The sequence below is a fragment of the Paenibacillus sp. FSL P4-0176 genome, assembly GCF_037975265.1.
GTDB lineage: Bacteria > Bacillota > Bacilli > Paenibacillales > Paenibacillaceae > Paenibacillus > Paenibacillus amylolyticus.
Map to the genome: position 1 here is coordinate 2,253,874 of NZ_CP150242.1, position 25,375 is coordinate 2,279,248.

The 25,375-nt window shown below is 46.9% G+C and carries 21 protein-coding genes and 1 pseudogene; 18 read left to right on the forward strand and 4 right to left on the reverse strand.

Annotated elements, in window-relative coordinates; all coding sequences use genetic code 11:
* Positions 1-60: 60 nt before the first annotated feature.
* Positions 61-549, reverse strand: a complete 489-nt coding sequence (locus MKY95_RS10525) for a hypothetical protein (RefSeq protein WP_036609856.1) — start codon at positions 547-549, stop codon at positions 61-63.
* Positions 550-570: 21 nt separating this feature from the next.
* Positions 571-900: a YtrH family sporulation protein gene (locus tag MKY95_RS10530; protein WP_026081169.1), complete on the reverse strand. Its 330-nt coding sequence runs from the start codon at positions 898-900 to the stop codon at positions 571-573.
* A gap of 268 nt (positions 901-1,168) precedes the next feature.
* Between MKY95_RS10530 and MKY95_RS10535 the strand changes: the two genes are divergently transcribed.
* The 9 genes from MKY95_RS10535 (at position 1,169) to MKY95_RS10575 (ending at position 11,466) form a co-directional block, all read left to right on the forward strand.
* Positions 1,169-5,284, forward strand: a complete 4,116-nt coding sequence (locus tag MKY95_RS10535; protein WP_256721258.1) for a DNA polymerase III subunit alpha — start codon at positions 1,169-1,171, stop codon at positions 5,282-5,284.
* 309 nt (positions 5,285-5,593) lie between these two features.
* On the forward strand, positions 5,594-6,085 hold the full coding sequence (locus tag MKY95_RS10540; protein ID WP_036609851.1) for a phosphatidylglycerophosphatase A: 492 nt from the start codon (positions 5,594-5,596) through the stop codon (positions 6,083-6,085).
* 284 nt (positions 6,086-6,369) lie between these two features.
* Positions 6,370-6,558 carry a hypothetical protein gene (locus MKY95_RS10545; protein ID WP_017689496.1) on the forward strand — a complete coding sequence of 63 codons (189 nt, stop codon included), beginning with the start codon at positions 6,370-6,372 and terminating at the stop codon, positions 6,556-6,558.
* A 207-nt stretch (positions 6,559-6,765) separates the two neighbouring features.
* Complete coding sequence (locus tag MKY95_RS10550; protein WP_255319678.1) at positions 6,766-6,900, forward strand: hypothetical protein; 135 nt, start codon at positions 6,766-6,768, stop codon at positions 6,898-6,900.
* A 63-nt stretch (positions 6,901-6,963) separates the two neighbouring features.
* Positions 6,964-7,857 carry an acetyl-CoA carboxylase, carboxyltransferase subunit beta gene (accD, locus tag MKY95_RS10555; protein WP_036609844.1) on the forward strand — a complete coding sequence of 298 codons (894 nt, stop codon included), beginning with the start codon at positions 6,964-6,966 and terminating at the stop codon, positions 7,855-7,857.
* Positions 7,858-8,889 carry an acetyl-CoA carboxylase carboxyltransferase subunit alpha gene (locus tag MKY95_RS10560; RefSeq protein ID WP_036609840.1) on the forward strand — a complete coding sequence of 344 codons (1,032 nt, stop codon included), beginning with the start codon at positions 7,858-7,860 and terminating at the stop codon, positions 8,887-8,889.
* Positions 8,890-8,994: 105 nt separating this feature from the next.
* Positions 8,995-10,422 (forward strand): pyruvate kinase, encoded by a 1,428-nt coding sequence (pyk, locus tag MKY95_RS10565; protein WP_017689492.1) that lies wholly within the window; start codon positions 8,995-8,997, stop codon positions 10,420-10,422.
* A gap of 101 nt (positions 10,423-10,523) precedes the next feature.
* Positions 10,524-11,060, forward strand: coding sequence for a thioesterase family protein (locus MKY95_RS10570; RefSeq protein ID WP_076318369.1), 537 nt, complete (start codon positions 10,524-10,526; stop codon positions 11,058-11,060).
* Between the two features lie 7 nt (positions 11,061-11,067).
* Positions 11,068-11,466, forward strand: coding sequence for an FxsA family protein (locus tag MKY95_RS10575; RefSeq protein WP_036669966.1), 399 nt, complete (start codon positions 11,068-11,070; stop codon positions 11,464-11,466).
* 102 nt (positions 11,467-11,568) lie between these two features.
* Here MKY95_RS10575 and ytvI read toward each other — a convergent pair whose 3' ends face one another.
* Entirely contained in the window at positions 11,569-12,687 is a 1,119-nt protein-coding gene (gene ytvI / locus MKY95_RS10580; protein WP_036609832.1) for a sporulation integral membrane protein YtvI, read from the reverse strand.
* 530 nt (positions 12,688-13,217) lie between these two features.
* On the opposite strand from ytvI, the gene citZ reads away from it, so the two are divergent.
* From citZ to MKY95_RS10600, 4 genes are all read left to right on the forward strand, one after another.
* Positions 13,218-14,330, forward strand: a complete 1,113-nt coding sequence (gene citZ, locus MKY95_RS10585) for a citrate synthase (RefSeq protein WP_017689488.1) — start codon at positions 13,218-13,220, stop codon at positions 14,328-14,330.
* Between the two features lie 147 nt (positions 14,331-14,477).
* Positions 14,478-15,770 carry an NADP-dependent isocitrate dehydrogenase gene (gene icd / locus MKY95_RS10590; protein WP_036609828.1) on the forward strand — a complete coding sequence of 431 codons (1,293 nt, stop codon included), beginning with the start codon at positions 14,478-14,480 and terminating at the stop codon, positions 15,768-15,770.
* Positions 15,771-15,785: 15 nt separating this feature from the next.
* Positions 15,786-16,727: a malate dehydrogenase gene (mdh, locus tag MKY95_RS10595; protein WP_076318370.1), complete on the forward strand. Its 942-nt coding sequence runs from the start codon at positions 15,786-15,788 to the stop codon at positions 16,725-16,727.
* Between the two features lie 141 nt (positions 16,728-16,868).
* On the forward strand, positions 16,869-17,288 hold the full coding sequence (locus MKY95_RS10600; protein ID WP_036610969.1) for a hypothetical protein: 420 nt from the start codon (positions 16,869-16,871) through the stop codon (positions 17,286-17,288).
* A gap of 264 nt (positions 17,289-17,552) precedes the next feature.
* Here the strand turns inward: MKY95_RS10600 and MKY95_RS10605 are convergent, their stop codons facing one another.
* Entirely contained in the window at positions 17,553-19,112 is a 1,560-nt protein-coding gene (locus MKY95_RS10605; protein WP_076318371.1) for a histidine kinase N-terminal 7TM domain-containing protein, read from the reverse strand.
* A gap of 389 nt (positions 19,113-19,501) precedes the next feature.
* On the opposite strand from MKY95_RS10605, the gene MKY95_RS10610 reads away from it, so the two are divergent.
* From MKY95_RS10610 to MKY95_RS10630, 5 genes and pseudogenes are all read left to right on the forward strand, one after another.
* Complete coding sequence (locus MKY95_RS10610) at positions 19,502-20,374, forward strand: SDR family oxidoreductase (RefSeq protein WP_076318372.1); 873 nt, start codon at positions 19,502-19,504, stop codon at positions 20,372-20,374.
* A 292-nt stretch (positions 20,375-20,666) separates the two neighbouring features.
* Positions 20,667-21,012, forward strand: a pseudogene (locus MKY95_RS10615) (cupin domain-containing protein).
* Positions 21,013-21,055: 43 nt separating this feature from the next.
* The gene (locus MKY95_RS10620; RefSeq protein ID WP_036609824.1) at positions 21,056-22,876 is read left to right on the forward strand and encodes an ATP-binding protein; all 1,821 of its coding nucleotides are present in this window, start codon (positions 21,056-21,058) and stop codon (positions 22,874-22,876) included.
* A 279-nt stretch (positions 22,877-23,155) separates the two neighbouring features.
* On the forward strand, positions 23,156-23,884 hold the full coding sequence (locus tag MKY95_RS10625) for a response regulator transcription factor (RefSeq protein WP_036609823.1): 729 nt from the start codon (positions 23,156-23,158) through the stop codon (positions 23,882-23,884).
* Between the two features lie 152 nt (positions 23,885-24,036).
* Positions 24,037-25,218 (forward strand): methyl-accepting chemotaxis protein, encoded by a 1,182-nt coding sequence (locus tag MKY95_RS10630; RefSeq protein WP_036609822.1) that lies wholly within the window; start codon positions 24,037-24,039, stop codon positions 25,216-25,218.
* The last annotated feature ends 157 nt before the right edge of the window (positions 25,219-25,375 follow it).

A 25,375-nucleotide genomic window follows, 5' to 3' on the forward strand; every position in this document is an offset into this window, starting at 1 on the left:
AAAGCATTTACTGCCCTTATTGTACCATGGAGAGATGCAGACAAGGGCAGTTTTTTGCTGTTACGCAGGAACGTGCATGCGAATCTGTACCCAAACTTGCAGTACGCCTTCCATAACCAGCATCGTTTTGACCTGAACGGTGTACTCCTTTTCCCTGACCGAGTACACTTTCTGATTCAGCATGATTCGCGTCATTTTGCTATACTCATCGATGTTGAATACATCTCTGCCCCGAAGTACCTCAAGTTCGTCTCCGAGCTTCTGTAACATCACTTTCAGAGAAGCCTCGTCTGGCCCCTTATCCGATTCTTCTGCACGGACTTTGATTTCCTTGATAACGGTTTGGCGTTTACTGTATTTTTTCAGCGTTTTGATATCCTCCTCATTCTGATGCAGCTGAAGCTGCAGCTCCTGATTGTTCAGCCACAATGCATTGTAACTCAGGTGAAATACGCCGTTGTAGACGACACATCCAGCGATCATTCCCAGAACAAACACAGCGGTCATTCGCATCAGCGGGCGGTAACGAGAAAATGGCGGAACTCTCATGAACGCTGTTCCTGTCTCATATTAGCTCCGGCCTCCGCCGCACACCCATTTCACCAGCTCGGTTCCCATATGCGCGCCCATAAAAGCAGAGATCAAATACAGGATTTGTTTGACCGCCGGAGACAGGTTACCATCCAGGAAATTGCTCTCGATGACACGCATGGGATCTATTGTGCCGCCGACAGCGGCTGCGAGTGCCCATATCTTTATTTTTCCAGAAATATCGAGCATCGTCTGTGTCGGAGGCTGAAGAGAGATCACTGCTCCAATACCTCCGATCATCGCGCCGCCCAGCACGATTCCAAACGCAATAAAGAAATCAAGAATGGCTTTGGACAAAAATGTGCTCACTGGCAACACCCCTTTCAGACCTAGCAGCACACCTCCTGTCTTCGGTCTGTCACAGGGGGAGCGGCTTGTACTTCTATTGTATGGGCGTGCCCCCAAACGTTATGATAAAATAGAATAATAAAGTCTCCTTTTAAGAGGTTGTCACGAATTTTAATAGGTGATTCCATTTTTTTTATTTATTTAATTCATATAGTATGAGATAGATAGGGTAGCAGACGGATCAGAAGATCAATGCTGCGACTATCTGCGGCGAAAGGAAGAAAAAAACATGAGTTCTTTTGTGCATTTGCACGTTCATAGCGAGTACAGTTTGCTGGACGGCGCTGCGCGTATTCCGGATCTCGTGAATAAGGCTGCAGATCTGGGAATGACGACACTTGCGCTGACCGACCATGGCGTGATGTATGGTGCAATTCCTTTCTATAAAGCCTGCGTTGAACGAGGCATCAAGCCAATTATAGGGTGCGAGGCATACATGACAGCAGGGTCCCGCAAAGAGCGGGGAAGCCGCAAGGATCAACCGATTCATCATTTGATTTTGTTAGCAAAAAATATGACGGGTTACCGTAATCTGATGAAATTGTGCTCGATTGGACATCTCGAAGGTTTTCATTACAAACCCCGTGTAGATATGGAAAGTCTGGCTGCCCATCACGAGGGCATTATCTGTCTAAGTGCGTGTCTTGGTGGTGAAGTACCACAACATTTACTGCATGGACGAGAAGAAGAGGCGAGACGTGCGGCGTTACGCTACAAAAATATCTTTGGTGACGACTTCTATCTGGAACTTCAGGATCACGGGCTGTCGGAGCAAAAAAGGGTGAATCCGCAGTTGATCAAACTGGCTGCCGAGCTGGAGATTCCGCTTGTAGCCACCAATGATGCACATTATCTGTCCGAAGAGGACGCGGAGCTTCAGGATGTACTGATCTGTATCGGAACAGGCAAGACCGTGGATGATGAGAATCGGCTCCGAATTGGAACCAATCAGCTCTATCTGAAAAGTGAAGAAGAGATGGCTCGTTTGTTTCCTCATGTACCGGAAGCTCTGGCAAACACCGTCCGCATTGCGGATTCCTGTGAGTTGAAGCTGGAATTTGGCAAATCGATTTTGCCGGAATACAGACCGCTTCCTGATGGACTCAGCCCTTCGGTGTATCTGCGTCAGCTGTGCGAAGAAGGAATGAAGGAGCGTTATGCGCAGTCCACACGTTGGACAGATGCAGAGCTTCGATCCGAACTCGAACAACGATTGGCGTATGAGCTGGGTATAATCGACAGCATGGGATTCTCGGATTATTTCCTGATTGTTTGGGATTTTATCGCCTATGCGCATCAACAAGGCATTGTTACTGGACCGGGCCGGGGCTCCTCGGCAGGTAGTCTGGTAGCGTACACTTTGCATATTACCGATGTTGATCCGATGAAATACAACCTGCTCTTCGAACGGTTCCTGAATCCCGAGCGGATCTCCATGCCGGATATTGATATTGACTTCAGCGATGAGCGGCGGGATGAGGTCATTGATTATGTCGCGCATAAATATGGCAAAGCCCATGTCGCCCAGATCATTACGTTTGGAACGATGGCTGCCCGTGCAGCCGTACGTGATGTTGGGCGGGCCCTGAATGTGCCTTATGGCGAAGTGGACAAGGCTGCAAAGCTGATTCCGGCGCAACTTGGTATTAACATCGAGCGGGCCATGGAAGCTACACCTGAGCTGAAGGCGCTGTATGAAACCAAGCCTAAGACACGTGAGCTGTTGGATATGGCGATGAAGGTCGAGGGCATGCCACGTCATGCTTCGACCCATGCTGCGGGAGTGGTTATCTCCCGTGACCCGCTGACCGATGCGGTGCCACTTCAGGAGGGCAGTGAAGGGACAGCGTTAACCCAGTATTCCATGGAAAACCTGGAGTCTATTGGGCTGCTTAAGATGGACTTTCTTGGTTTGCGTACCCTCTCAATCATTGAACGGTGTGTACGCTGGATTGGGGAACATGGAGAAATTCCGGATTTCCGCCTTATCCCCGATGATGATCCGTTAACGTACGAGATGCTTGGGCGAGGGGACACGATGGGCATATTCCAACTGGAATCTGCCGGGGTACGCCGTGTGCTGAAAGAGATGAAGCCAAGTGGTTTTGAAGATGTAATCTCTGTACTTGCCTTGTACCGTCCGGGTCCGATGGAGTTCATATCCAAATACATTCAGGGCAAGCATGGACAGATTGAAGTGGATTACCCCCATGTGGATCTGGAGCCTATCCTGAAAGATACGTACGGGATCATCGTGTATCAGGAACAGATCATGCAGATAGCCTCCCGGATGGCGGGTTTCTCGCTGGGTGAGGCAGATTTGCTCCGCAGAGCGGTCTCCAAGAAGAAACGGGAAGTGCTGGATCTGGAGCGTGGACACTTTGTACAAGGCAGTCTGAAACAAGGGTATAGCGAAGAAGAGGCAGACCTGGTCTATGATATGATCGTCAAGTTTGCCAACTATGGCTTCCCGCGTGCTCATGCCGCGGCATATGGTGTGCTTGCGTTCCAGACGGCTTATCTGAAGGCGCATTATCCGGTTCATTTTATGGCATCCATGTTAACAGCCGTAATGGGCAGTCATCGGAAAGTGGCAGAGTACGTGGTGGAATGTCGGCGTATGGACATGGAGGTGCTTCCGCCGGATGTGAATGAGAGCGGTATTCTGTTTACACCTGTATTTGTGCCGTCCGGCAGCGCAGGAGCCGGGGATCAGAGCAATGCATCACAGCAGACTGCGGGAGCAGATGCAGAGAGTAACCCCGGAAGCCCTGCCGAAGAACATGCCACGAATGGTAACGGGAGCTCCTTCAGGGAAGATCGAGTTCATGAGCATGATGGGCATTCGGGACAAACCGAATATGGTGAAGCACCTCTACCGGATGATCCCGGTCCTGGACCGGAAGAGGACGGTGGTGGATATGAGTGGCAGGCAGCGACAACCATGCCTGAGGCATCCGACAACCGGAAGGAACCGGGATTGGTGACGATTTCTTCAATGGATAATGGTAATGACGAAGGACAAGAGGCGTCTTCTTCGCGCGCGGAACAAGAGGAGCTGTCCTCTGTGGAGAAGAACGTTGCAGTGTCTAATGATAATTCGGATGAGGAAAAATTAACGGGTGCAATACGATTTGGTCTGGCCGCTGTGAAAAATGTTGGTACCCAGGCAATGGAAAGCATTATGATCGTAAGGCAGGAGAGACCGTTCGACAGCTTGCTCGATTTTTGTCGTCGTGTGGATTTGCGTGTATGCAACAAACGTGTGATTGAATCGCTGATCCAGGCCGGAGCTTTTGACACATTACCTGGGCACCGGGCCCAATTGCTGGCGATGCTGGATGAGACTGTTGAAGCAGCGTTGAAATGGCGCAAGGAACGTGAGGATCTGCAGATTCAATTGTTCGACTTTGTTGAGACGCCAAACTGGGAGATTGAATATCCGGAAATTCCTCCGTATTCCTCAGGGCAGCAACTGGAGCTAGAGCGAGAGTTGTTAGGTTTGTATCTTTCCGGGCATCCGCTGGATGACTATGAAGATGTGCTGGAATCGAGTGGGGCTGACCGGATCATGGAGCTGACCGAGGCGGCAGACGACACGATGACCGTCGCCGCGGGTATGGTTGTGTCTGTGAAGTCGATCACGACGAAACAGGGCAAGGCTATGGCGTTCATGGAGCTGGAAGACCAGATTGAACGCTGTGAAGTGGTTCTCTTTCCCGAGGTATGGCGGCGTAGCCAGCAACATGTCGGGAAAGGTGAACTGCTCGTCGTGCGTGCCAAAGTGCAGCAGCAGGACGAAGGGTTTAAGCTGCTGGCTGAGGAAGTGGTGCCGTTGTCACCGGCGGCACTGGAGCAGCAGCTGCGCAGCCGTGACCGGCGCGTCAAGCCCGGCAGCGGCAGCTCTTCGCGCCCGGCGCAGGCGGCTTCGCCGCGGCGACCAGCGGGCGCAGGAGCCGAAGCGCAGCGCAGCAGCGCAGGCGGGGATGCTTCCGCTGTGCGTAGCAGCGGGAGCCAAGGCTCGGCAGCGACGCGCAGCGATGCGGCGGCTTCCCGGCCTGGCGGTGCCGCTGAGGCGGCAGGCAGCCCGGAGCAGAGCCGTGAACCGCGGGCTGTGGAGCAGCGGGTGTTCGTGAAGATTGCCCCGCATGCGGAGAAGCCGGAGCTTCTGGCACGTCTGAAGCAGTTGCTTCAGGAGCATCCCGGACCTGTGGCGACAGTGCTCTTCTATGAGCAACAGCAGAAGCTGCTTGCGCTGAGTGATGCCTACCGGATTAAGCCATCACCAACCTTGTTCTCCGAGATGGAGAAAATGCTGGGTGAAGGCACGGTCAAAATTAAATAAGAGGCTGTCCCGTAAGTGATAGCACTTATCCATAGTATGAAACCTGTTTGGCTCAAAGCTGAACAGGTTTTTTTTGATTATTTTAGTGCGAGCTCGGTTCCCTGACGACAGGGTTTAAACAAACAAATTGCAGACTTGTTATAGGCCAGCTACAGACCAGAGCGGAATGTACAATCCTGAAACAGGTTTAGGCTGCGACTGGTCTTAACCATCCGCACATTTTATGAACATTTTAACAGGTTGCTGCATACACTTGAGAACACCGAAGGACCTCGTGGTCCTCGGGGGATTGATGCGGGAGGTCGAGATATGTCATATGAAATCGTAGAAGCCATGCTGGCCCGGCGGGGTGTACGGATTGATGCAATCGCAGCAATTGTATACCGTCTGCAAAAAGGGTACCACCCCGAACTGACCTTGGACGACTGTGTAACCAGCGTGAAATCCGTTCTGCAGAAACGAGAGGTGCAATATACGCTCTATACGGGTATTGCTCTCGACGAACTTGCGGAGAAAAAACTCTTGCCCCAACCGTTACAGGCTATTATGGAAGCGGATGAATCCCTGTATGGAGTGGACGAGACTCTGGCCCTCGGCATTACTCATGTGTATGGTATGATTGGTTTAACCAGCTTTGGTTACCTGGATAAAGAAAAAATAGGTGTAATTCATGATTTGAACGAACACACAACAGCCATTCATGTCTTTTTGGATGATCTGGTCGCAGGGGTGGCTGCTGCGGCTTCTGCCCGGATTGCACACAAAAATATTAAAGCCAAAAAATACCCCTCAGACCTTTAACCCCCTGTATTACCATGCTTGTCTGTTATGGTCAATCTAATGGCTCATATGAAGGTCTTCAAGGGCGGCTGACGCTGCCCTGATAAGCTTGCGGCTGCTTATGGAAGAGGTATGAACAAGAAGATTTCGTCAACCATATGAGTTATTCGTGGGGGACTAATGTCCCTCATGATCCCAAATTCTCCCCAAAGGTCCCGAACCCTTTCTTGCAGAAAAAAAGTGAGGTATGTTATCATTAGTCCAATATACGGGCTCTGAACATTAGCTTAGGGGGCGGACAAGGCATGTGGACGGTGATTTACATTGCACCGACAGCAAAGGTTGCGGACAAGATCAAGACCAAGCTTTCGGAAGAAGGTTTTCTGGTACAGACCCGTCCCATCAGTTTATCCAAGCAGCAATTTGAGATTCGCGTCCCTTCTGGGGAATTGGAAGAGGTCCAGGAAGTGTTGAATTCCATTCTGCATTCCTGATTTGTTCGACATCAACGTGCCTTGGCAGATGAAGAAGTACCATCGGTACATAAGGGACTAATCGCGTAAGCGGAGAGAGGAATCGACTTGCATGTATTGTATGCTGCTGTCCTTCCTTCTTTTTTTGTTAGGACAAGGACCGACCTGGTTGCTCCCGGAGACCCTACCAAGATAGATTCAAACATCGGCGCAACAATCTTTCGGTTTTTGCAGGTAACATCAATCGTGCTGACAGAAGCCGGTGATCCTTGCCCTGTACCGGCGGATTTTTTTGTTGTGAATGCTGGACAAGGCCCATGGCAGCGTGTGGGTCGTAAGCGGTTTACCGTAACACGCGGATGAAGCTGCCACAAGCAGCGCTCTGCAGGTTGCGGCCATCAAATCAACGGCTGGAGAGGTGTAGTTGTGTTCAAAGATATATTCCAGAAGAAACGGAAGTACGCTACCATACCTTCCGAGCGTGCACTTCCCGGCGAAGGCCAGGAAGTCCTAGAACGCCCAAAACGTGAAATACCTGAAGGGCTTATGAACAAGTGCAGCAAATGCGGCACCATTCAATATAGCAAGGAATTGGAGAAAAATCTGAAAGTATGTCCTGCCTGCGGTTACCATATGCGTCTTAACGCTATGGAGCGCATTGCTATGGTACTTGATGATCAAGGATTTGTTGAGTTTGATGCTGATATGATATCGGTTGATCCACTTGGCTTTCCTGGATATAGCAACAAATTGGAACAACAGCGTCTGAAATCGGGCCTGAAGGAAGCGGTAATTACAGGGGAAGGAACCATTGATGGCCTGCCTGTAGTTGTTGCTGTCATGAGCTTTGATTTCTTCACAGGCAGCATGGGTTCTGTTGTAGGGGAGAAAATTACCCGTGCCATTGAGCATGCCACAGAGAAACGGTTACCATTGATTATTTTCTCAACATCAGGTGGTGCCCGGATGCAAGAGAGTATTCTTAGCCTCATGCAAATGGCTAAAACAAGCGCAGCTTTATCCCGTTTGGATGAACAGGGCGGGCTGTACATTTCGGTCATTACGGACCCAACGACAGGTGGAGTCTCGGCAAGTTTTGCGAGCTTGGGCGATATTAACATTGCCGAACCTGGCGCTGTATTTGGTTTTGCCGGCAGAATCGTTATCGAACAGACGATCCGTCAGAAGTTACCTGATGATTTCCAGACGGCTGAATTTAATATGCAACATGGTCAGTTGGACATGGTTGTGCACCGGAAAGAGCTTCGGGCCACTCTTGGCAAGCTTCTGGATATGCATAGTGAAAAAGGAGGGGTCTAAATGGCGGGTGAGTTGCCATATGAAGCGCCTCTGGTTGAGATGCGCAAAAAGATTGATGAACTCGTACAGTTTGGACAGGAAAAAGGGATCGACTTCACGGACGAGATTGCCCGCCTGGAAGAACGTTACCATAGACTTGAAGAAGAGATCTACACTGGCATAACAGCAGCTCAGAAGATGCATCTGGCCCGTCATCAGCAACGCCCAACGGCGCTGGACCTGATCCAACTGATATTTACGGACTTCATTGAGCTGCACGGTGATCGCATGTTCGGAGACGATCTTGCGGTTGTTGGCGGACTTGCCAAGTTGAATGGAAAGACAGTAACGGTAATCGGACAACAGCGGGGGAAAGACACGAAGGATAATATCGCCCGCTTTTTCGGCAGCGCTCATCCAGAAGGTTTCCGAAAAGGACTTCGTCTGATGAAACAAGCGAACAAATTTGGCCGTCCTATTATTACGTTTATTGATACTAAAGGGGCGTATCCGGGTAATACTGCAGAAGAGAGAGGTCAATCGGAAGCGATTGCTCGCAACCTGATGGAAATGGCGAAGCTATCGGTTCCTGTTATTGTTGTGGTCATCGGCGAAGGTGGAAGCGGCGGTGCCCTCGCTATGGCTGTGGGTAATCGTGTGTTGATGCTGGAACATGCGATCTATTCTGCAATCTCTCCGAACGGCGCTGCTTCGATTCTCTGGAAGGATGCATCCAAGGCAGATCAGGCGGCTGAAGCAATGAAAATAACAGCCAAAGACCTGCTTGAGATGGAAGTCATTGAAGAGATTGTCCCTGAGCCACGCGGCGGTGCTCATCGGGATTATGAAGCGTCTGCTGCTTTCATCAGTGAAGCGTTGGTCCGTCATCTCGACGATATGAAGGGTTGGAGCGGGGATCAACTGAAACAGGATCGTTATGAGAAATTCCGTAAAATTGGATCGGTCACGTTTGAACCTCAAGCATCCATTGAAGCCCCTCAAGAGCTTGTAAAAGTCGATGTTGCGAGTAATTTGTCGGGAAATGCTGAATAATGTGACGAATTTCCTATACAAATGAGCAAAAGTATAGTAAATTTAATAGTTGGAAAAAGAAAAATAGATAAAGAGTAATACCTTTAAAATCGGAGGAAACCCAAAATGCGTAAAACGAAAATTGTATGTACCATCGGTCCATCCAGTGAATCTCTGGAGAACACCAAAAAATTGATTATGGCCGGTATGAATGTGGCCCGTCTGAACTTCTCCCACGGTGATTTCGATGAGCACGGCGGACGGATCATTGCGATTCGCCAAGCATGCGAAGAGTTGAACAAAACAGTAGCAATCCTGCTGGACACCAAAGGACCGGAAATTCGGACAGGTAAACTCGAAGTTGAACCGATCGAATTGGTTCAAGACGAGTACATCACTTTGACAACAGAAGAAATTCTGGGCACCAAAGAACGTCTTTCCATTACGTATACAGATCTTCCGAATGATGTTGAACCGGGATCTACAATTCTGATCGACGACGGTCTGATCGGACTGACTGTGGTGGAAGTGCAAGGCACCGAGATCAAATGCCGTATCGTTAACGGCGGGTCGATCAAAAGCAAAAAAGGTGTTAACGTTCCGGGCGTTGCCATTTCTCTACCGGGTATCACCGAAAAAGACGCTAACGATATCGTATTTGGTATCGAACAAGGTGTCGATTTCATCGCGGCTTCTTTTGTACGTAAAGCAAGTGACGTACTTGAGATTCGTGAATTGCTTGAAAAACACAATGCTGGACATATCCAAATCATCTCCAAAATCGAAAACCAACAAGGTGTCGATAACCTCGACGAAATCCTTGAAGTGTCTGACGGCCTGATGGTTGCTCGTGGAGACCTGGGTGTTGAGATTCCTGCGGAAGAAGTACCATTGGTACAAAAACGCATGATCCAAAAATGTAACGTTGCAGGTAAACCGGTTATCACAGCTACACAAATGCTGGATTCCATGCAGCGTAACCCGCGTCCAACACGTGCGGAAGCAAGTGACGTGGCGAATGCGATCTTCGACGGTACGGACGCAATCATGTTGTCCGGTGAGACAGCTGCGGGTAAATACCCTGTTGAATCTGTTCTGACCATGTCCCGTATTGCTGAAAAAGCAGAATCTGCTCTGCCTTACCAAGAGTTGTACCTGAAACAACGTGTTGCTCAACAAACAACAGTTACAGAAGCAATCAGCCAATCGGTTGCTCTTCAAGCTCAAGATTTGAACGCAAAAGCGATCATTACTTCGACTGAATCAGGACATACTGCACGCATGATTTCCAAGTATCGTCCAGAATCTCCAATCATCGCTGTGACAACGGAAGACAGAACTTCCCGTCGTTTGGCTCTGGCTTGGGGTGTAACTCCTGTCAAAGGAAGACTGGTTGATTCCACGGATGCTTTGTTCGAAAATGCAATTGAAGGCGGCGTAAAATCCGGACTTGTTAAAGAAGGAGACCTGGTTGTGATCACAGCAGGTGTACCTTTGGGTCGTTCCGGTTCTACCAACCTGATTAAAGTAAGCCAAATTCCAAACAACGCTTAATAGCGTCTTGGATGGAGAAGCAACAGGAAAGAAGCAATGGGGCTTTATTGTCCCGTTGCTTTTTTTCCATCTTATTGACACTTTACAACGATGTAACACGTATGAATGATAGAGCGAAGGAGGCCGATAACGTGCGAGAACAGAGCAATGGTAACTGGTATGCGGCACGTCTTCGTGTACGCTATCAAGAAAGTGACCAGATGGGCGTGGTCTACCACGCGAACTATTTGAATTGGTTTGAAATCGGTCGAACTGAGATGATTCGCCAAATGGGGTATACATATCGTAAAATGGAGGAACAGGGGTTACTGCTTCCCGTAACCGGACTGGATGTGAAGTATCACAAGCCTGCCCGATATGATGATGAGATTATCATTTTCACCCGTATTGCTGCATTTAGTGGTCTGCGACTGAATTATGAGTATGACGTAAGACGCATGTCTGAAGAACCTGATGAGCATATGGCGATTGGAGAACGGGTATGGTCAACTGATGAATCACTCCCCGGTGAACGGCTAGTTACAGGTTCTACCCAGCATGTATGGGTGAATGGGGACTGGAAGCCAGTTCGGCTGGATAAGGCAGCCTCTGAGTTATACAGCGCGCTTGAAAAGGTGTGGCTTTCGGGAAAGGGGTAATACGTCAATGCGAAAATGGATGTGGGCTTTACTCTTAATCATTCCGGTGATTGAATTATTTGGTTTTGTTCTGATGAGTGACTGGATCGGAGCCGGAAAGACATTGCTTCTCATGATTCTCACGTCCTTGATTGGTATAGCAATGTTGCAGTTTGAAGGGCGAAAAGTACTTGTGGACGCCAAATCCGAGATGGAGCGTGGCAAGGTACCTGGAAGAAAAATGGTCGATGGTCTTTTTATTTTTGTCGGTGGTTTCTTGCTTTTGATTCCAGGCTTTGTAACGGATCTGATCGGGTTTACACTGGTATTTCCATTAACACGTCCGGTGTACCGTCTGTTCTTCCTGGGGTGGCTGGAGAAAAAAATGAAAAGTGGCAAAATTACGTTTTATCGTCGTCCGAAATGAAACACCAGTTGTTTTGCATAATAGAAAAAGGCTCCGCTCAGCAGATGATTTCTGTTGAACGAAGCCTTTTTCTATTTTCCTGGGTGCTCATAAGATGATGCCTCATCGGACACGGCCGTTGATGATATACGTTCTGAGGTCGCGTAATACGTTAGCCCGATTGAACGCATCCAGAATCACGAGACTGACAGGGCCAATAATCAAGCCCAGGACACCGAACAACTTCAAACCCACAAACATGCCAACCAGCGTGGCGAGTGGGTCGAGCCCTACACTGCTTGCAAGTACCTTCGGTTCAATAATCTGACGGGCGATCAATAAGATCAAATAGATAATACTAATCCCAATGCCCAGATACAGATCCCCATTCATAAAGAGGTACGCTGCCCAAGGCACCATGATAAGGCCAACACCCAGATAAGGTAGCAGATCGACCAAACCAATCATCAGAGCGATGGTGAAGGCTGAATTGACTTGCAATATAAGCAGTCCAATCATGACGAATAGTGCTGTAATCGAGATCATGATCAATTGTGCTCTTGCGTATCCGAACAGTGCCTTCTTAAGGTCGGTCCAGATGTCGGATATCGGCTTGCGAATGGAAGAGGGTACCCATCCCGATACGGTGATGTTGTGCCTGGTCCAGCTTTTGCTAATGAAGAATGTAGACAACAGAACAACGATTAATACCGCGCCCATGTTCGGCAGAGAAGTCAGCAGACTCAGAATCATGTTGAAAAATCCGGTGACCAGATCTGTGACGGCTGTACCCACCGTTTCAGTTGTTTTACTAATATTGCTGTTGATGGTTTCCTGGTAGTTGGGATTTTCCTTGTAAAATTCATTGATCTGCGCAGTCAAACTTTGAATGGTGTCATTCTGGGTCCAGCGCACAAACGTGTCCTTGATCTCATCAACATGAAGATCAAAGCTTGTCGTAAGTGAAATGACTTCTTTTACCATGCGGGTAATCGCCGCAGACAGCACCACCGCAATGGCTCCAAAATAAAGGATCAATGAAAGAGTCACAGCCAGCCAGCGCGGGAATCGTGCTCGATGCTGAAGCAGTTTCACTAAAGGATTCATGGCATAGGCGATAATCCAAGCAATCGCAAAAGGGTACAAAAGCGGGAACAGCAAGTATATGGCAACGGCGATCAGAACGGCCGCAATGATAACCCATAAGCCACGGAGCAGGCGTTTCATTATTATTCTATCCAAGCATCAACTCTCCTTATTTCAATTAAGCCGACCTATGAATGATCCATGAAGCAGTATTAAAAATAGATGGCTATCTTAATTAATATAGAGCATTTACAAGGTTTTGAAACGCCGGGATGTTACCAGATCTTGTTCAAGAGTGGACTTTTGAACAAGATGTATGGGGATTCTTTCTTTTGCCTAGAGTATGCCTTAGTATTACAGAATATAGCAATAGAAAGTTCTCATACGACAGGATTGGTTAAAAAACATTAAATGTCAACCTTGTTTTTGTAAAGGCTTTCAAAAATGCTTTATCAGTCCGATAAAGAAGTTTGATGTGCGAATGAACTCTCATCATGTTCACATAAACGACAAAATCCAGTATGATGTTATAAGTAAATACCGATTGACAGATAGGAAAACCGTAGTTTGAAATATTTGTTAATTTTAAAATGAAAATGTTTACAAAAAGAGAATAGGTGCATTTTGGCACTTATATGACACTCTGGAATGGTTCCTGATTTCGCTTATTAAAGGAGAGATGTAATATGACAGCTACCAAAGGTCTGGAAGGCATCGTTGCGACAACCTCTTCGATCAGTTCTATTGTAGACGGTGTGCTCACATACCGTGGTTACGATATCGACGATTTGGCTGAACATGCCAGCTTTGAAGAAGTTGCCTATTTGTTGTGGTTCGGTAAATTGCCAACAACGGATGAACTGAAATCCCTTCGTAAAAGCCTGAGCGATTACGCGCCGATTCCGAGCGAGTTGATTGCACAAATCCAATTGTATCCGAAAAACGTCAGTACCATGGCAGCACTTCGTTCCGCTGTCTCTGCACTTGCACTGTACGACGAGCAAGCAGATGAGATGACAACGGAAGCGAATGAGAACAAAGCGGTTAAGTTGCAAGCACAGTTGCCAACGATTGTGGCAGCCATCGCCCGTATCCGTCAGGGCAAAGAACCTGTGGCTCCAAAAGAAGGCGCTTCCATCGCAGAGAACTTTTTATATATGATGACTGGTGAAGAACCATCCGAGACCGCAGTGAAAGCATTGGATCAAGCCCTTGTCCTGCATGCGGATCACGAGTTAAACGCTTCGACATTTGCAGCCCGTGTAACGGTTGCTACGCTGTCAGATATCTATTCCGGTGTAACTTCCGCCATTGGCGCACTGAAGGGACCACTGCATGGCGGTGCTAATGAAGCCGTTATGAAAATGTTGAATGAGATCGGTACGCCAGATCGTCTTGAAGCGGCAATTCAGGAAAAACTGAATAATCGTGAAAAAATCATGGGCTTTGGACATCGGGTGTACAAAAACGGTGATCCACGCGCCAAACATCTACAGAAGATGTCCAAGGAACTTGGCGAGATGAACAATGATACGCGTTTGTATGATATGTCTGTGAAGATCGAGGAACTGGTAACAGGACAAAAAGGACTGAAGCCTAACGTAGACTTCTATTCTGCTTCTGTATATACCCAACTGGAGATCGAACAGGAATTGTTCACTCCGATCTTTGCCATCAGCCGGGTGTCTGGATGGACAGCGCATATTTTGGAACAGCTTGCGGACAATCGCATCATTCGTCCACGTGCGGAGTACACTGGCCCTACAGAACAGAAATACGTTTCTATTGAACTTCGCTAATAGCCGCAAAAACAGTATAATAATATGGACGAGGTGAAGGGTTGGAAAGCAGAGGCTTTACTGGCTTAAGCTCTCAGGACCCTTCTCTCAACAAGACTAGTGGTATGATGAATACTGCATATACGAAACTTAGGAGGAATTTTAACTATGAAATTAGAAAAATTTGCTCACCCAACTGAAGGCGAAAAAATCCAAATTGATAACGGTACACTTCAAGTACCTAGTAATCCAATCATTCCATTTATCGAAGGTGACGGTACAGGCCGTGATATCTGGAAAGCTTCCAAACGTGTATTGGATGCAGCTGTTGAAAAAGCTTATGATGGCAACAAAAAAATCGCATGGTATGAAGTGTTTGCTGGACAAAAAGCATTCGATACATACGGTGAGTGGTTGCCGAATGATACACTGGAAGCCATTCGTGAGTATATCGTAGCGATCAAAGGACCATTGACTACGCCAATCGGTGGCGGTATTCGTTCCCTGAACGTAGCCCTGCGTCAAGAGCTTGACCTGTACACATGCTTGCGTCCTGTTCGTTATTTCGACGGTGTACCTTCTCCGGTTAAACGTCCTGAGTTGGTAGACATGGTCATTTTCCGTGAGAATACGGAAGATATCTATGCAGGAATCGAGTATGCTGAAGGTTCTGAAGAAGTGAAAAAAGTGATCCAGTTCCTTCAACAGGAGATGGGTGCTAACAAAATCCGTTTCCCTGAGACTTCCGGTATTGGTATCAAACCAGTTTCTTCCGAAGGTTCGAAACGTCTGGTACGTGCAGCAGTGCAGTATGCAATTGACCATAACCGTAAGACGGTTACACTGGTACACAAAGGTAATATCATGAAATTCACAGAAGGTGCCTTCAAAAACTGGGGATATGAAGTGGCTGAAGAAGAGTTCGCTGACAAAGTATTCACATGGGCACAATACGACATCATCAAAGAAAACGAAGGTACAGATGCAGCGAATGCAGCACAAAAAGCTGCTGAAGATGCTGGTAAAATCATCGTAAAAGATGCGATTGCCGATATCGCTCTGCAACAAGTATTGACTCGTCCAGGCGAATTTGATGTTATCGCAACATTGAACCTGAACGGTGACTATCTGTCCGATGCACTTGCAGCGCAAGTTGGCGGAATTGGTATCGCTCCTGGAGCGAACATCAACTACGTAACAGGACATGCTATCTTCGAAGCAACTCACGGTACTGCACCTAAATACGCGGACAAAGATGTCGTGAACCCTGGTTCCGTTATTCTGTCCGGAGTAATGTTGCTTGAGCACTTGGGATGGCAAGAAGCAGCTAACCTGATCTACAAAGGTATGGAAACATCCATTAACAATAAAACAGTAACGTATGACTTTGCACGTCTGATGGACGGCGCTACTGAAGTGAAATGTTCTGAATTCGCGGATCAAATCATTAAAAACCTGTAAGGGGAGATGTGAATCTTGACTATTCAGCGCAAAAAAATCACAGTAGTCGGCGCCGGTTTTACCGGTGCTACGACCGCATTAATGCTTGCCCAAAAAGAACTCGGGGATGTTGTGCTGGTTGATATTCCTCAACTGGAGAACCCGACGAAGGGGAAAGCACTCGATATGATGGAAGCAAGTCCTGTTCAAGGATTTGACAGTCATATCGTCGGTACTTCCAACTACGAAGATACTGCAGGTTCTGAGATTGTAATCATCACCGCTGGTATCGCCCGTAAACCGGGTATGAGCCGCGACGATCTGGTCAATACGAATGCGGGTATCGTGAAGTCCGTTTGTGAAAATGTGAAAAAATATTGCCCTGATTCCATCGTCATTATTCTAAGCAACCCGGTGGATGCGATGACTTATGCAGCTTATCAGACCCTTGGTTTTCCTAAAAACCGTGTTATCGGTCAGTCAGGTGTTCTGGATACAGCACGTTATTGTACCTTCATTGCGCAAGAGCTGAATGTATCTGTTGAAGATGTTCGTGGTTTCGTTCTTGGCGGCCACGGAGACGACATGGTGCCCCTCGTTCGTTATTCGAGCGTAGGTGGTATTCCGATTGACACGCTGATTCCGGCAGACCGCATTGAGGCCATTGTTCAACGCACACGTGTTGGCGGAGGCGAGATTGTGAATTTGCTGGGTAACGGCAGTGCCTATTACGCACCAGCAGCTTCGCTTGTTCAGATGACCGAAGCCATTTTGAAGGACAAGAAACGTATCATTCCAGTGATCGCTTATCTTGAAGGTGAATATGGCTATAATGATCTGTTCCTCGGTGTACCAACCATTTTGGGTGGGAACGGCATTGAGAAAATATTCGAACTTGACCTGACTGCGGAAGAAAAAGCAGGGTTGGATAAATCGGCTGATTCGGTTCGCAACGTCATTTCGGTAGTAAACCTGTAAGTTTGAAAACTTTTTGAACAGAAGCTAAAAGAAAACCTCCGGTAAACCCGGAGGTTTTCTTTTCTTTGGATAAGTTCCCCAGTATAATGGGATGTGATGTATAGCACACCGAAAATGTTGAGGAGGATGAAAATTTTGACAATGATTATGTATTTGCTCCATATTGTTGGAGCACTGGCGATGGGATTCTATTTGATTCTGCCATTTGTGGTCGGTAAAATCCGTACTTTGAATGCCGCAGCACAAGAGGGAGCCTTTGCATCACTTCGTTCTTTGAACAAAGTCGCGCAGTATGGACTTGTAATCCAACTTCTTACTGGTGGTTACCTGATGACCAAAGGTGAGTATTCTCATGTCTGGATGGCTGTCGTTGTTGTTCTGCTCTTGGCTATTGCGGCTATTGGAGGAATCATGGGTAAACCACTGCGACTCGCTGCAGAAGGTGTGAAAAACAAACGTGATGTGGGTCCTGAGCAAAGCAAGATCCGTATGTTCAGTACACTTCTGGCTGTATTCTTGCTAATCATGGTGTACCTGATGGTGAATAATCAGGTGATCTAAATGCGTTGCGGACGGTTAATCCACCCTACGAAGATGTATTGTTAGTTGTTGGTTAAGCGTTTGCAGACGTAATTAGGACAAGCCGTATGAGATGTAAGATGGTGTTTCGTTGAAACAAACAAAAAATAGACAGCCTCATTGGCTGTCTATTTTTTGTTATTACCAAGATGAAATCAGCAGTACTCGGTTTATTTTGAACTGGAACTAGAGGGATCACTACCATACATATCATCATACATATTCATCTGACATGGTCTACGTTGGTTAGGTTGTACTCACAGTATACGCCCGCACTGCATTTCGACCATTACGCTTGGATTCGTACAAGGCAGTATCAGCATCGCGTAACAAGGACTCCAGCGAATCTGACCCTCCATTGTACTGGGCAATACCAAAGCTTGAGGTGAGCGTAATAGGCACTCCCTTAACATCCAGGGGGTCATTCAACAAGGCAACTCTCAGTTGTTCGGCAAGTTTCTCGGCTTCTTGAAGCGAGGTATTCGGAAGAGCGATGACAAACTCTTCGCCTCCATAACGGGCAAACAACATCTCAGGGCTTAAATATCGATTACAAACAGAGACCACATGAATGATGGCCTGATCGCCAACATCATGCCCGTATGTATCGTTGATGCGTTTAAAGTAATCAATATCAAATAAAATAAATGAAACAGGTTGCGGGTTAAGCTGAGCTTCACTCAAAATCTCCCGTCCTCTATGCAAAAATTGAGTGCGATTATAGATTTTGGTCAGACCATCGAAATAAGCCAGTTGTTTCAGCTGTTCTTGCAAGAAGCGTTGTTCCGTTATATCGATTAACATAATTAGACTGCCCACAGTCTGTGCATCCTTGTTATACACGTAAGATGTCCTGACCTGATAACAGACGGTCTCTCCGTTTAACTGCCAGTACAGATCGGTTTGCAATCCTTCTCTTCCGTATTCAACGGGAAACGTCTTTCCAGCAAGATTAAGCCAGATATCATCCAAGGGTTGGCCAATCATGGTTGTATTAAGCTCTGGCAACATGTCACGCAGAGATCTGTTGTAATCGACCAGTCGATTGAAACTATCCAGTACAATAACACCTTCACGCATACTCTCGAAAATACTGTCTTTGGCGATGGGTACGATGGTCAGTAGACGTGAGGATAGAATCGCCCAGATATACATGGCAGATGTGATACACATGAGTACGGGTACGGGGTCCATCCCGCCGGGGGTCAAACCAAGCAAATACAGAAAAGCTGCGACCATAGGAATAATCTGTGAAGTAATGAGAGTAAGTAATTGACGACGATACATCTTCTTGGTGTGTCTCCATTGTCCAATCAGAATAAGGCAGGCACATAACAGACAGGAGAAGGTGAATGCACCATGTACAACATACCATTGACCCACTGCGATATCCATCAGAGGAACGGGACTATCTTCTCTTAGCCATACTTTTTTATAAAATAGATGATGAAAGTCATTGGTTGCAACCATACCTAGGGTAATGGAAGGGATTACAAACAGCGAGGCAGTTACCTTTTTGGATAACGTTTTTCCTGTGTACTTTATCATCAACATGAGGCCAAGAGATGCGGAGAAGGGCATGCCTATATACTCCACGGTGGTCCAAAACATCATCTGTTCCAGCGTGTTGCTGGCTAGCTCAATCGCATAACCAAAAGTATATATGGAGAGTGCTGCTGTGTAGAGAATGAATATTTTGGAACTGGGAATCTCGGATCTTCTGAAATAGGTATATAAACACAAAAAGACATTCAGCACGGCTGAAGTAGCGACGAGTGTTATATATGAATTAATATGCGATTCCATTGTCAGGTCTCCATGTTAGGTTAGAATGATTAAACCAATAAAGATGAAAGTTAAAGCACATCAGTATACTGTACATTGTACATCAGCCCAAGCAGCATAGGAATACACTTTGTATCATGAAACAGTCTAATTTCGAATAAATTTCGAATTTTGGCCAAACAGGCATTGAAGCAAATTGGTTGTTTGATATCTAAAGAGAGTGGTAAATAACGATTAGAGACAGCACGCTGAGGCTTAAGTTGCTGTTCATCGCAGAAGAATAATCTGAACTGTTCATGCCATCCTACAGAATGAGACTTTTTCAGAGAACGAAAGACAAGGAAGTATACAGTTAGGGTCCATGTCTTCTGTAATCCAAACATGTTCACATTTTGAGAGGAGAATGTTAGATGTCAACCAACACACAACAAAATCAAAAAACAATGCCTGCACAGCATCAGGATCAACGCCCCGGTATTGAATCGGAGATGCATCCCAGACCGGAATTTGAGAAGCCTGAATACAAGGCAGCATGTAAACTGACGGGTAAGGTGGCCCTTATTACAGGGGGTGACAGCGGAATTGGACGTGCTGTTGCTGTTACCTATGCCAAGGAAGGCGCAGATGTCGCCATTGTATACCTGAGCGAGCACGAAGATGCCAAGGAAACGAAACGTCAGGTCGAACAAGAAGGACGCAAGTGTATCTTGATTGCAGGGGACATTGGTGATCATGCCTTTGCGAAGAAATCGGTTCAGCAGACAGTGAATGAACTGGGCAAACTGGACATTGTCGTGAATAACGCAGCAGAACAGCATCCACAGCAGAATCTGGAGGATATTACGCCAGAACAGCTGGAGCGTACATTCCGTACCAATATCTTTGGCATGTTCTATGTGACACAGGCAGCCCTGCCACATCTGAAGAAGGGCAGTACGATTATTAATACAACCTCTATCACAGCCTATCGCGGAAGCCCAAGCCTGCTTGACTATTCATCTACCAAAGGGGCAATCACTTCGTTCACTCGTTCGTTATCGATGAATGTGATTGAGAAGGGAATTCGTGTCAATGCCGTTGCACCAGGGCCGATCTGGACACCACTCATTCCATCCACATTTGATGAGAAAAAAGTAAGTGAGTTCGGCGCAACGCAGCCAATGAAGCGGCCAGGACAACCGGATGAACTGGCTCCCGCTTACGTATACCTTGCTTCGGATGACTCTTCGTATGTGAGCGGACAGGTGATGCATGTAAATGGCGGCGAAGTGGTGAACGGATAATACGTTAAGGACGTTTAGATTCAGGATAAGATTGATTATATAGAGAGGCGTATCGTTTTCAGCATGGCTGAGCGGTGCGTCTTTTTTATATCAGGTGAATATGTATGTCAAAGATGTGGTTAGCACCTGTTTACAAAAGTCGGCATCTCTGTTGATACAACTATGATATTTTATTATTAGCCATGTCTGACTGCAGTTGATAGCGTATTGCAAAGTACTGACTGAAAAGATTGGGAGTCCCCTAATCTGTGATATGATAGATCGAGCAATTATACTCGGAGGGACCAGTCATATGAAAATGAGCAAACAGAATGCAGCACATTATATATGGGTGCACAGTGCGACGGTTGGCATCTCGTTCAAAATGAAACACTGAGCATTATTCATGAACGAATGCCCGCAGGAACGGCTGAAATACGACATTATCATTCGGTAAGCCGTCAGTTTTTTTTATCCTCAGCGGTGAAGCGTGTATGGAACTTAATGGAGAGACGTTTGTGCTGGAAACCCATGAAGGAATAGAGATTGTACCCGGAATGCCCCATCAGATGATGAATCGGAGCGACGAAGAAGTGGAGTTTCTTGTGATTTCCAATCCGGGTACCCGTGGGGACCGAATTGAACTGGATTCAATGTAGAGCAATTCATAAGATATTAATCTGATCATAAAGGAAGAGATAGATGAGACCGTTCCGAATTCGCCTTGCCATCATTATGATGGTGCTGATCGGCGTATCCGTCATTGTGGCTGGATATACGATGGGCAGAGTGTTTAAGACTACGCATATAGCCGCATTGGAGCAAACCATGGTGCGCGAGATTAATTTGCTCAAAGCAACTTTTCCATTCCATGATGCAAGTGATCCAACCTCGGAAGCCACACGAAAGTATTATTCAGATCGGGCGTTGGAACTGGATCGTCTGACGGATTCCCGGGTAACCTTCATCAATAAAGACGGCATGGTCATTGGAGATTCCGAGAGTGATCCGGCATCCATGGATAATCACTTGAACCGTGAGGAGATTAAGGGTGCCGTCGGAGATGGATACGGGCAATCCATACGTTACAGTGAGACATTGGGACAAGACATGCTGTATGTAGCACTACCTGTGAATTCGGATCAAAGTGACATGATTGAAATACCTAGCGGCAAATTTGATGGCTACATTCGTCTATCCATGAGTCTACAGGCTGTGGATCAAGGGCTTCAGCGTGGTTGGATGATTATGTTTGCTGCACTTGGGCTATTGTTCTTAATTGTCGCGTTTGTCAGTTATCGGGTTGCACGTGGATTAACCTCCCCGATTGAGCATATTACAAAAGTGGCCCATCGGATCACCAAGCTGGAATACGATGCCAGAGTTGATGTAACGCGTAGAGATGAGATCGGACAGCTGGGGCTTGCCATAAACGGAATGGCAGACAGCTTGCAGTCCCAACTGAAGACGATTCGTGACAATGAAGCGTTGTTACAGAGTGTCCTCGCGAACATGACCGGAGGTATTGTCATGATCGACGCAGGGCAATCTATTGCACTGGTCAATCGGGAAGCGGAGCGTATGCTTGGTATTCAAGCAGGAAAGGTTACGGGTAAGCCTTATACTGAATTGAAAAGACACTACGAATTAACTCGCACCATTGAAGAGAGTGTTGCACTGAAAGAACGGATGCATGAAGAAGTGAGTGTGTTCAACCCGGAGGAAAAACTGATCCGTATTGATGGAGTACCGATGTCCGAAGATGATGGTGGGTATCGAGGCATGTTGTTCCTGTTGCAGGACGTGACGGCGATTCGCCGATTGGAGTCCATGCGCAGTGAGTTTGTTGCAAATGTCTCTCATGAGCTCAAGACACCAGTTGCTGCGGTCAAAGGGTTTGCCGAAACGTTGCTCAGCGGCGGGGTACAGGATAAGGAGACAGAGCGATCATTCCTGAAAATCATCTATGATGAAGGAGATCGACTTAACCGATTAATCGGGGATATTCTGGAGTTATCCAAAATTGAATCGAAACGCGCACCGTTGCAATGCTCACCTGTGCATGTACACTCTTTCTTCGAAATGGTGCTGGGCACCTTGTCCAAGGTGGCGGAGAAAAAGCAAATTCGTCTGGAAATGCATGTTCCGGAGGAACTGTACATTGAAGCGGATGAGGACAAGATGAAGCAGATTTTCATCAATCTGTTATCCAACGGCATCAACTATACCCCCGATGGTGGACGAGTGAAGTTACAGGTGACGATGGATAATGATGATGAAGTTGTCTTTGCGGTGTCAGATACAGGAATTGGCATACCGAAAAAAGATTTGCCGCGAATCTTCGAACGGTTCTATCGTGTTGATAAAGGCAGATCCCGTAATTCAGGGGGCACAGGCCTTGGACTTTCCATCGTTAAACATCTGGTGGAATTGCATCATGGCAAATTGTCTGTAGAGAGTGAACTGGGCATGGGGACAACGTTCCGTGTGATCCTTCCATTCATTCAGGAAGAAGAGATGTAGGCGTCTGGTTAGGGCATGTCTCAAATTTCGCTGAAGTGCATCTTTTACCGCCTTTTCGCCCCCTGCTGCGTCACTTCCCCTTGACGTGCCCCGGCACGCCTGCGGAAAACTTCCTGGCTTGGAACGAAAATTCGGAAAAATCTGCTTCCTTCAGAATTTTCAGACACGCCCTATCAAAATGTAAAAAGTGTGTATTGTTTTACACCGCGTTAACAAATTAGTGCTATGATAGAAAAAGTGTTGTGGCAACAGACAACCTATGAAGAGAGAAGGGGTATCATGGCACAGCGTTTACTAGTTATTGAAGATGAACCTACATTATCAAGATTACTCACGTATAACCTGACACAGGAAGGTTATGACGTTACGGCAGAGGATCACGGATCTGCAGGATATGATCGGGCCTTGTCCCAGGAATTTGATCTCATTTTGCTGGATTTGATGCTTCCGGGCATGAATGGTCTGGACATTCTGAGCAAGTTAAGAATACAGGGTGTTAGTACACCGGTTATCATTCTGACGGCCAAGAACGGTGAAGCCGAGGTTGTACAGGGACTGAAATCAGGTGCCGATGATTATATTACCAAACCGTTTGGTGTATCTGAGTTGTTAGCCCGAGTGGATGCGGTATTAAGACGTTATTCCAATGGTGAAGATTTACCACAGCTTGAGGACAAGGATGGCTCACGAATTATTCTGGGAGAGCTGGAGATTTATCCTCTGAAATATGAAGTGACACTGGGTGGACAATCCATCAGTCTGCGTCCGAAAGAGTTCGAAGTACTTCTATATTTGGCCAAAAAGCCGGGTGTGGTACTGACAAGGGATGATCTGATGAACGCTGTGTGGGGCTTCGATTATATCGGAGGTCAACGAACCGTGGACGTTCACGTCAGTTCATTACGTAAAAAGCTGGAGCTGGACCCGGAATCGGTTCACATTGATTCGATTCGTGGTGTAGGTTATAAATTGGTTGTCAAAAGAAAAACTCCCCATCATTCAAGTTAGCAATGATCGGGGAGTTTTATTTTACGTTCGTTTAACATAAAGGAGGATTTTACTTTACGTAGAGGGAGTAGCATGGACTTATCTGGGTGATACTTTATACCTACATAATCTATCTCAAGACGGAGCTAATACGTAAAGGAGATTGCGCATTTATGCCCATGTTGCTCGAAGTGAAACCTGACCAGCCTCATGTTGTTTTACATAATGAAGAACTAACTACACCCATAATGGAGCAAACTGAAGTAGCACTAGTTGCTGAAGAATCTGTGATCCATTTGCATGACTATTATCGTCAGGTACCTGTCGCCGGAGTCCATACCACCTGTGGAGAAGCTGCCACGATGATGAATCAGGATCAGGAACACCCATGTATCGTATTGTGTGATGAGCAGATGGAACCCACTGGATTGTTAATGCGAGAGACGTTATATCGGATGTTAAATGGCCGTTTTGCGGCAGATCTATTCTACCGTAAGCCGGTCATACAAGTAGTGAATACATCTCCCGTTATTGCAGATATTCATATGGAAGCCGCAACGATTATTGATATCGCACTTGGACGGAATGAACAGCATTTCTACGATTGTCTGCTGGTTACGGAACAAGGCAGACTGCTTGGTGTGCTGACGATGCGAGACGTAATGTCCCTCTCTCGCAGACTGCAGCAGGCTGTTACGGAAGAGCGTATACGTACAGTAACCGAGAGCAGACAGGAGATATCCAGAATCAACAATGCGGTCACCAAGCTGGTGAATGCTGCGAATCAGACCGTTCATGAGGCCCGTGAGATCATGGCATTGTCCAAGCAGGGCGAAGAGAGTTTGAAGCACGTTGATGCTTCCTATAACCGGGTACATCAGCATATGGAAAGTCAAGGTCAACATGCGGATCACATGCTGAATTCGATCGAAACAGGCTCAGGCATGGCACAATCCATTCGCTCCCTGGCAGATCAAAGTGGTCTCCTCGCCCTGAATGCTTCCATCGAAGCAGCTCATGCCGGTGAATATGGACGAGGTTTTCAGATTGTTGCAGGCGAGATTCGAGCGCTCGCAAAACAGACCCGTGAGGTTGCGGGGAACATGTCTTCATTGTTAGAGAATATTGGTGGATTGACCCTTCAGACTGTTGAACTGGTTAAGGCAAGCGGAGCGGAGATTGACGACAGTTCGGTGCATGTCACCGCAGGGGGAGCAACGTTCCGACAACTGAACAGTGCGGTGAGAGATTTGTCTCGTATAGCAGAGGAGATCGCCATGGAAGGCGGAAAAGCTGGAGAAGTTGCAGAGCACATTCGTACGAAGCTGGATGAGATGGTTACGAATAGTGAGTAAACTTTAATGTAGTCAATAAGGCAGACATCAGGAATCAGATTGATCCATCAAGCAGATCATGAAGGTTAAGGATGTCTTTTTTACATTCCGTTAACATGAAAGTGATACTGTTTTTACAATGAAAGGGTAGGATATTAAAGATGGCCGAGCAGCGATG

Excerpts from the sequence above, each read along its gene's own strand:
- MKY95_RS10525 (WP_036609856.1), bottom strand. The coding sequence starts at position 549 with ATGAGAGTTCCGCCATTTTCTCGTTACCGCCCGCTGATGCGAATGACC.
- MKY95_RS10575 (WP_036669966.1), top strand. The coding sequence starts at position 11,068 with ATGCGAAAATGGATGTGGGCTTTACTCTTAATCATTCCGGTGATTGAA.
- MKY95_RS10605 (WP_076318371.1), bottom strand. The coding sequence starts at position 19,112 with ATGGAATCGCATATTAATTCATATATAACACTCGTCGCTACTTCAGCC.
- pyk (WP_017689492.1), top strand. The coding sequence starts at position 8,995 with ATGCGTAAAACGAAAATTGTATGTACCATCGGTCCATCCAGTGAATCT.
- MKY95_RS10625 (WP_036609823.1), top strand. The coding sequence starts at position 23,156 with ATGGCACAGCGTTTACTAGTTATTGAAGATGAACCTACATTATCAAGA.
- icd (WP_036609828.1), top strand. The coding sequence starts at position 14,478 with ATGAAATTAGAAAAATTTGCTCACCCAACTGAAGGCGAAAAAATCCAA.
- MKY95_RS10610 (WP_076318372.1), top strand. The coding sequence starts at position 19,502 with ATGTCAACCAACACACAACAAAATCAAAAAACAATGCCTGCACAGCAT.
- MKY95_RS10630 (WP_036609822.1), top strand. The coding sequence starts at position 24,037 with ATGCCCATGTTGCTCGAAGTGAAACCTGACCAGCCTCATGTTGTTTTA.
- MKY95_RS10540 (WP_036609851.1), top strand. The coding sequence starts at position 5,594 with ATGTCATATGAAATCGTAGAAGCCATGCTGGCCCGGCGGGGTGTACGG.
- MKY95_RS10600 (WP_036610969.1), top strand. The coding sequence starts at position 16,869 with ATGATTATGTATTTGCTCCATATTGTTGGAGCACTGGCGATGGGATTC.
- MKY95_RS10535 (WP_256721258.1), top strand. The coding sequence starts at position 1,169 with ATGAGTTCTTTTGTGCATTTGCACGTTCATAGCGAGTACAGTTTGCTG.
- MKY95_RS10560 (WP_036609840.1), top strand. The coding sequence starts at position 7,858 with ATGGCGGGTGAGTTGCCATATGAAGCGCCTCTGGTTGAGATGCGCAAA.
- MKY95_RS10545 (WP_017689496.1), top strand. The coding sequence starts at position 6,370 with ATGTGGACGGTGATTTACATTGCACCGACAGCAAAGGTTGCGGACAAG.
- citZ (WP_017689488.1), top strand. The coding sequence starts at position 13,218 with ATGACAGCTACCAAAGGTCTGGAAGGCATCGTTGCGACAACCTCTTCG.
- MKY95_RS10570 (WP_076318369.1), top strand. The coding sequence starts at position 10,524 with ATGAATGATAGAGCGAAGGAGGCCGATAACGTGCGAGAACAGAGCAAT.
- MKY95_RS10620 (WP_036609824.1), top strand. The coding sequence starts at position 21,056 with ATGAGACCGTTCCGAATTCGCCTTGCCATCATTATGATGGTGCTGATC.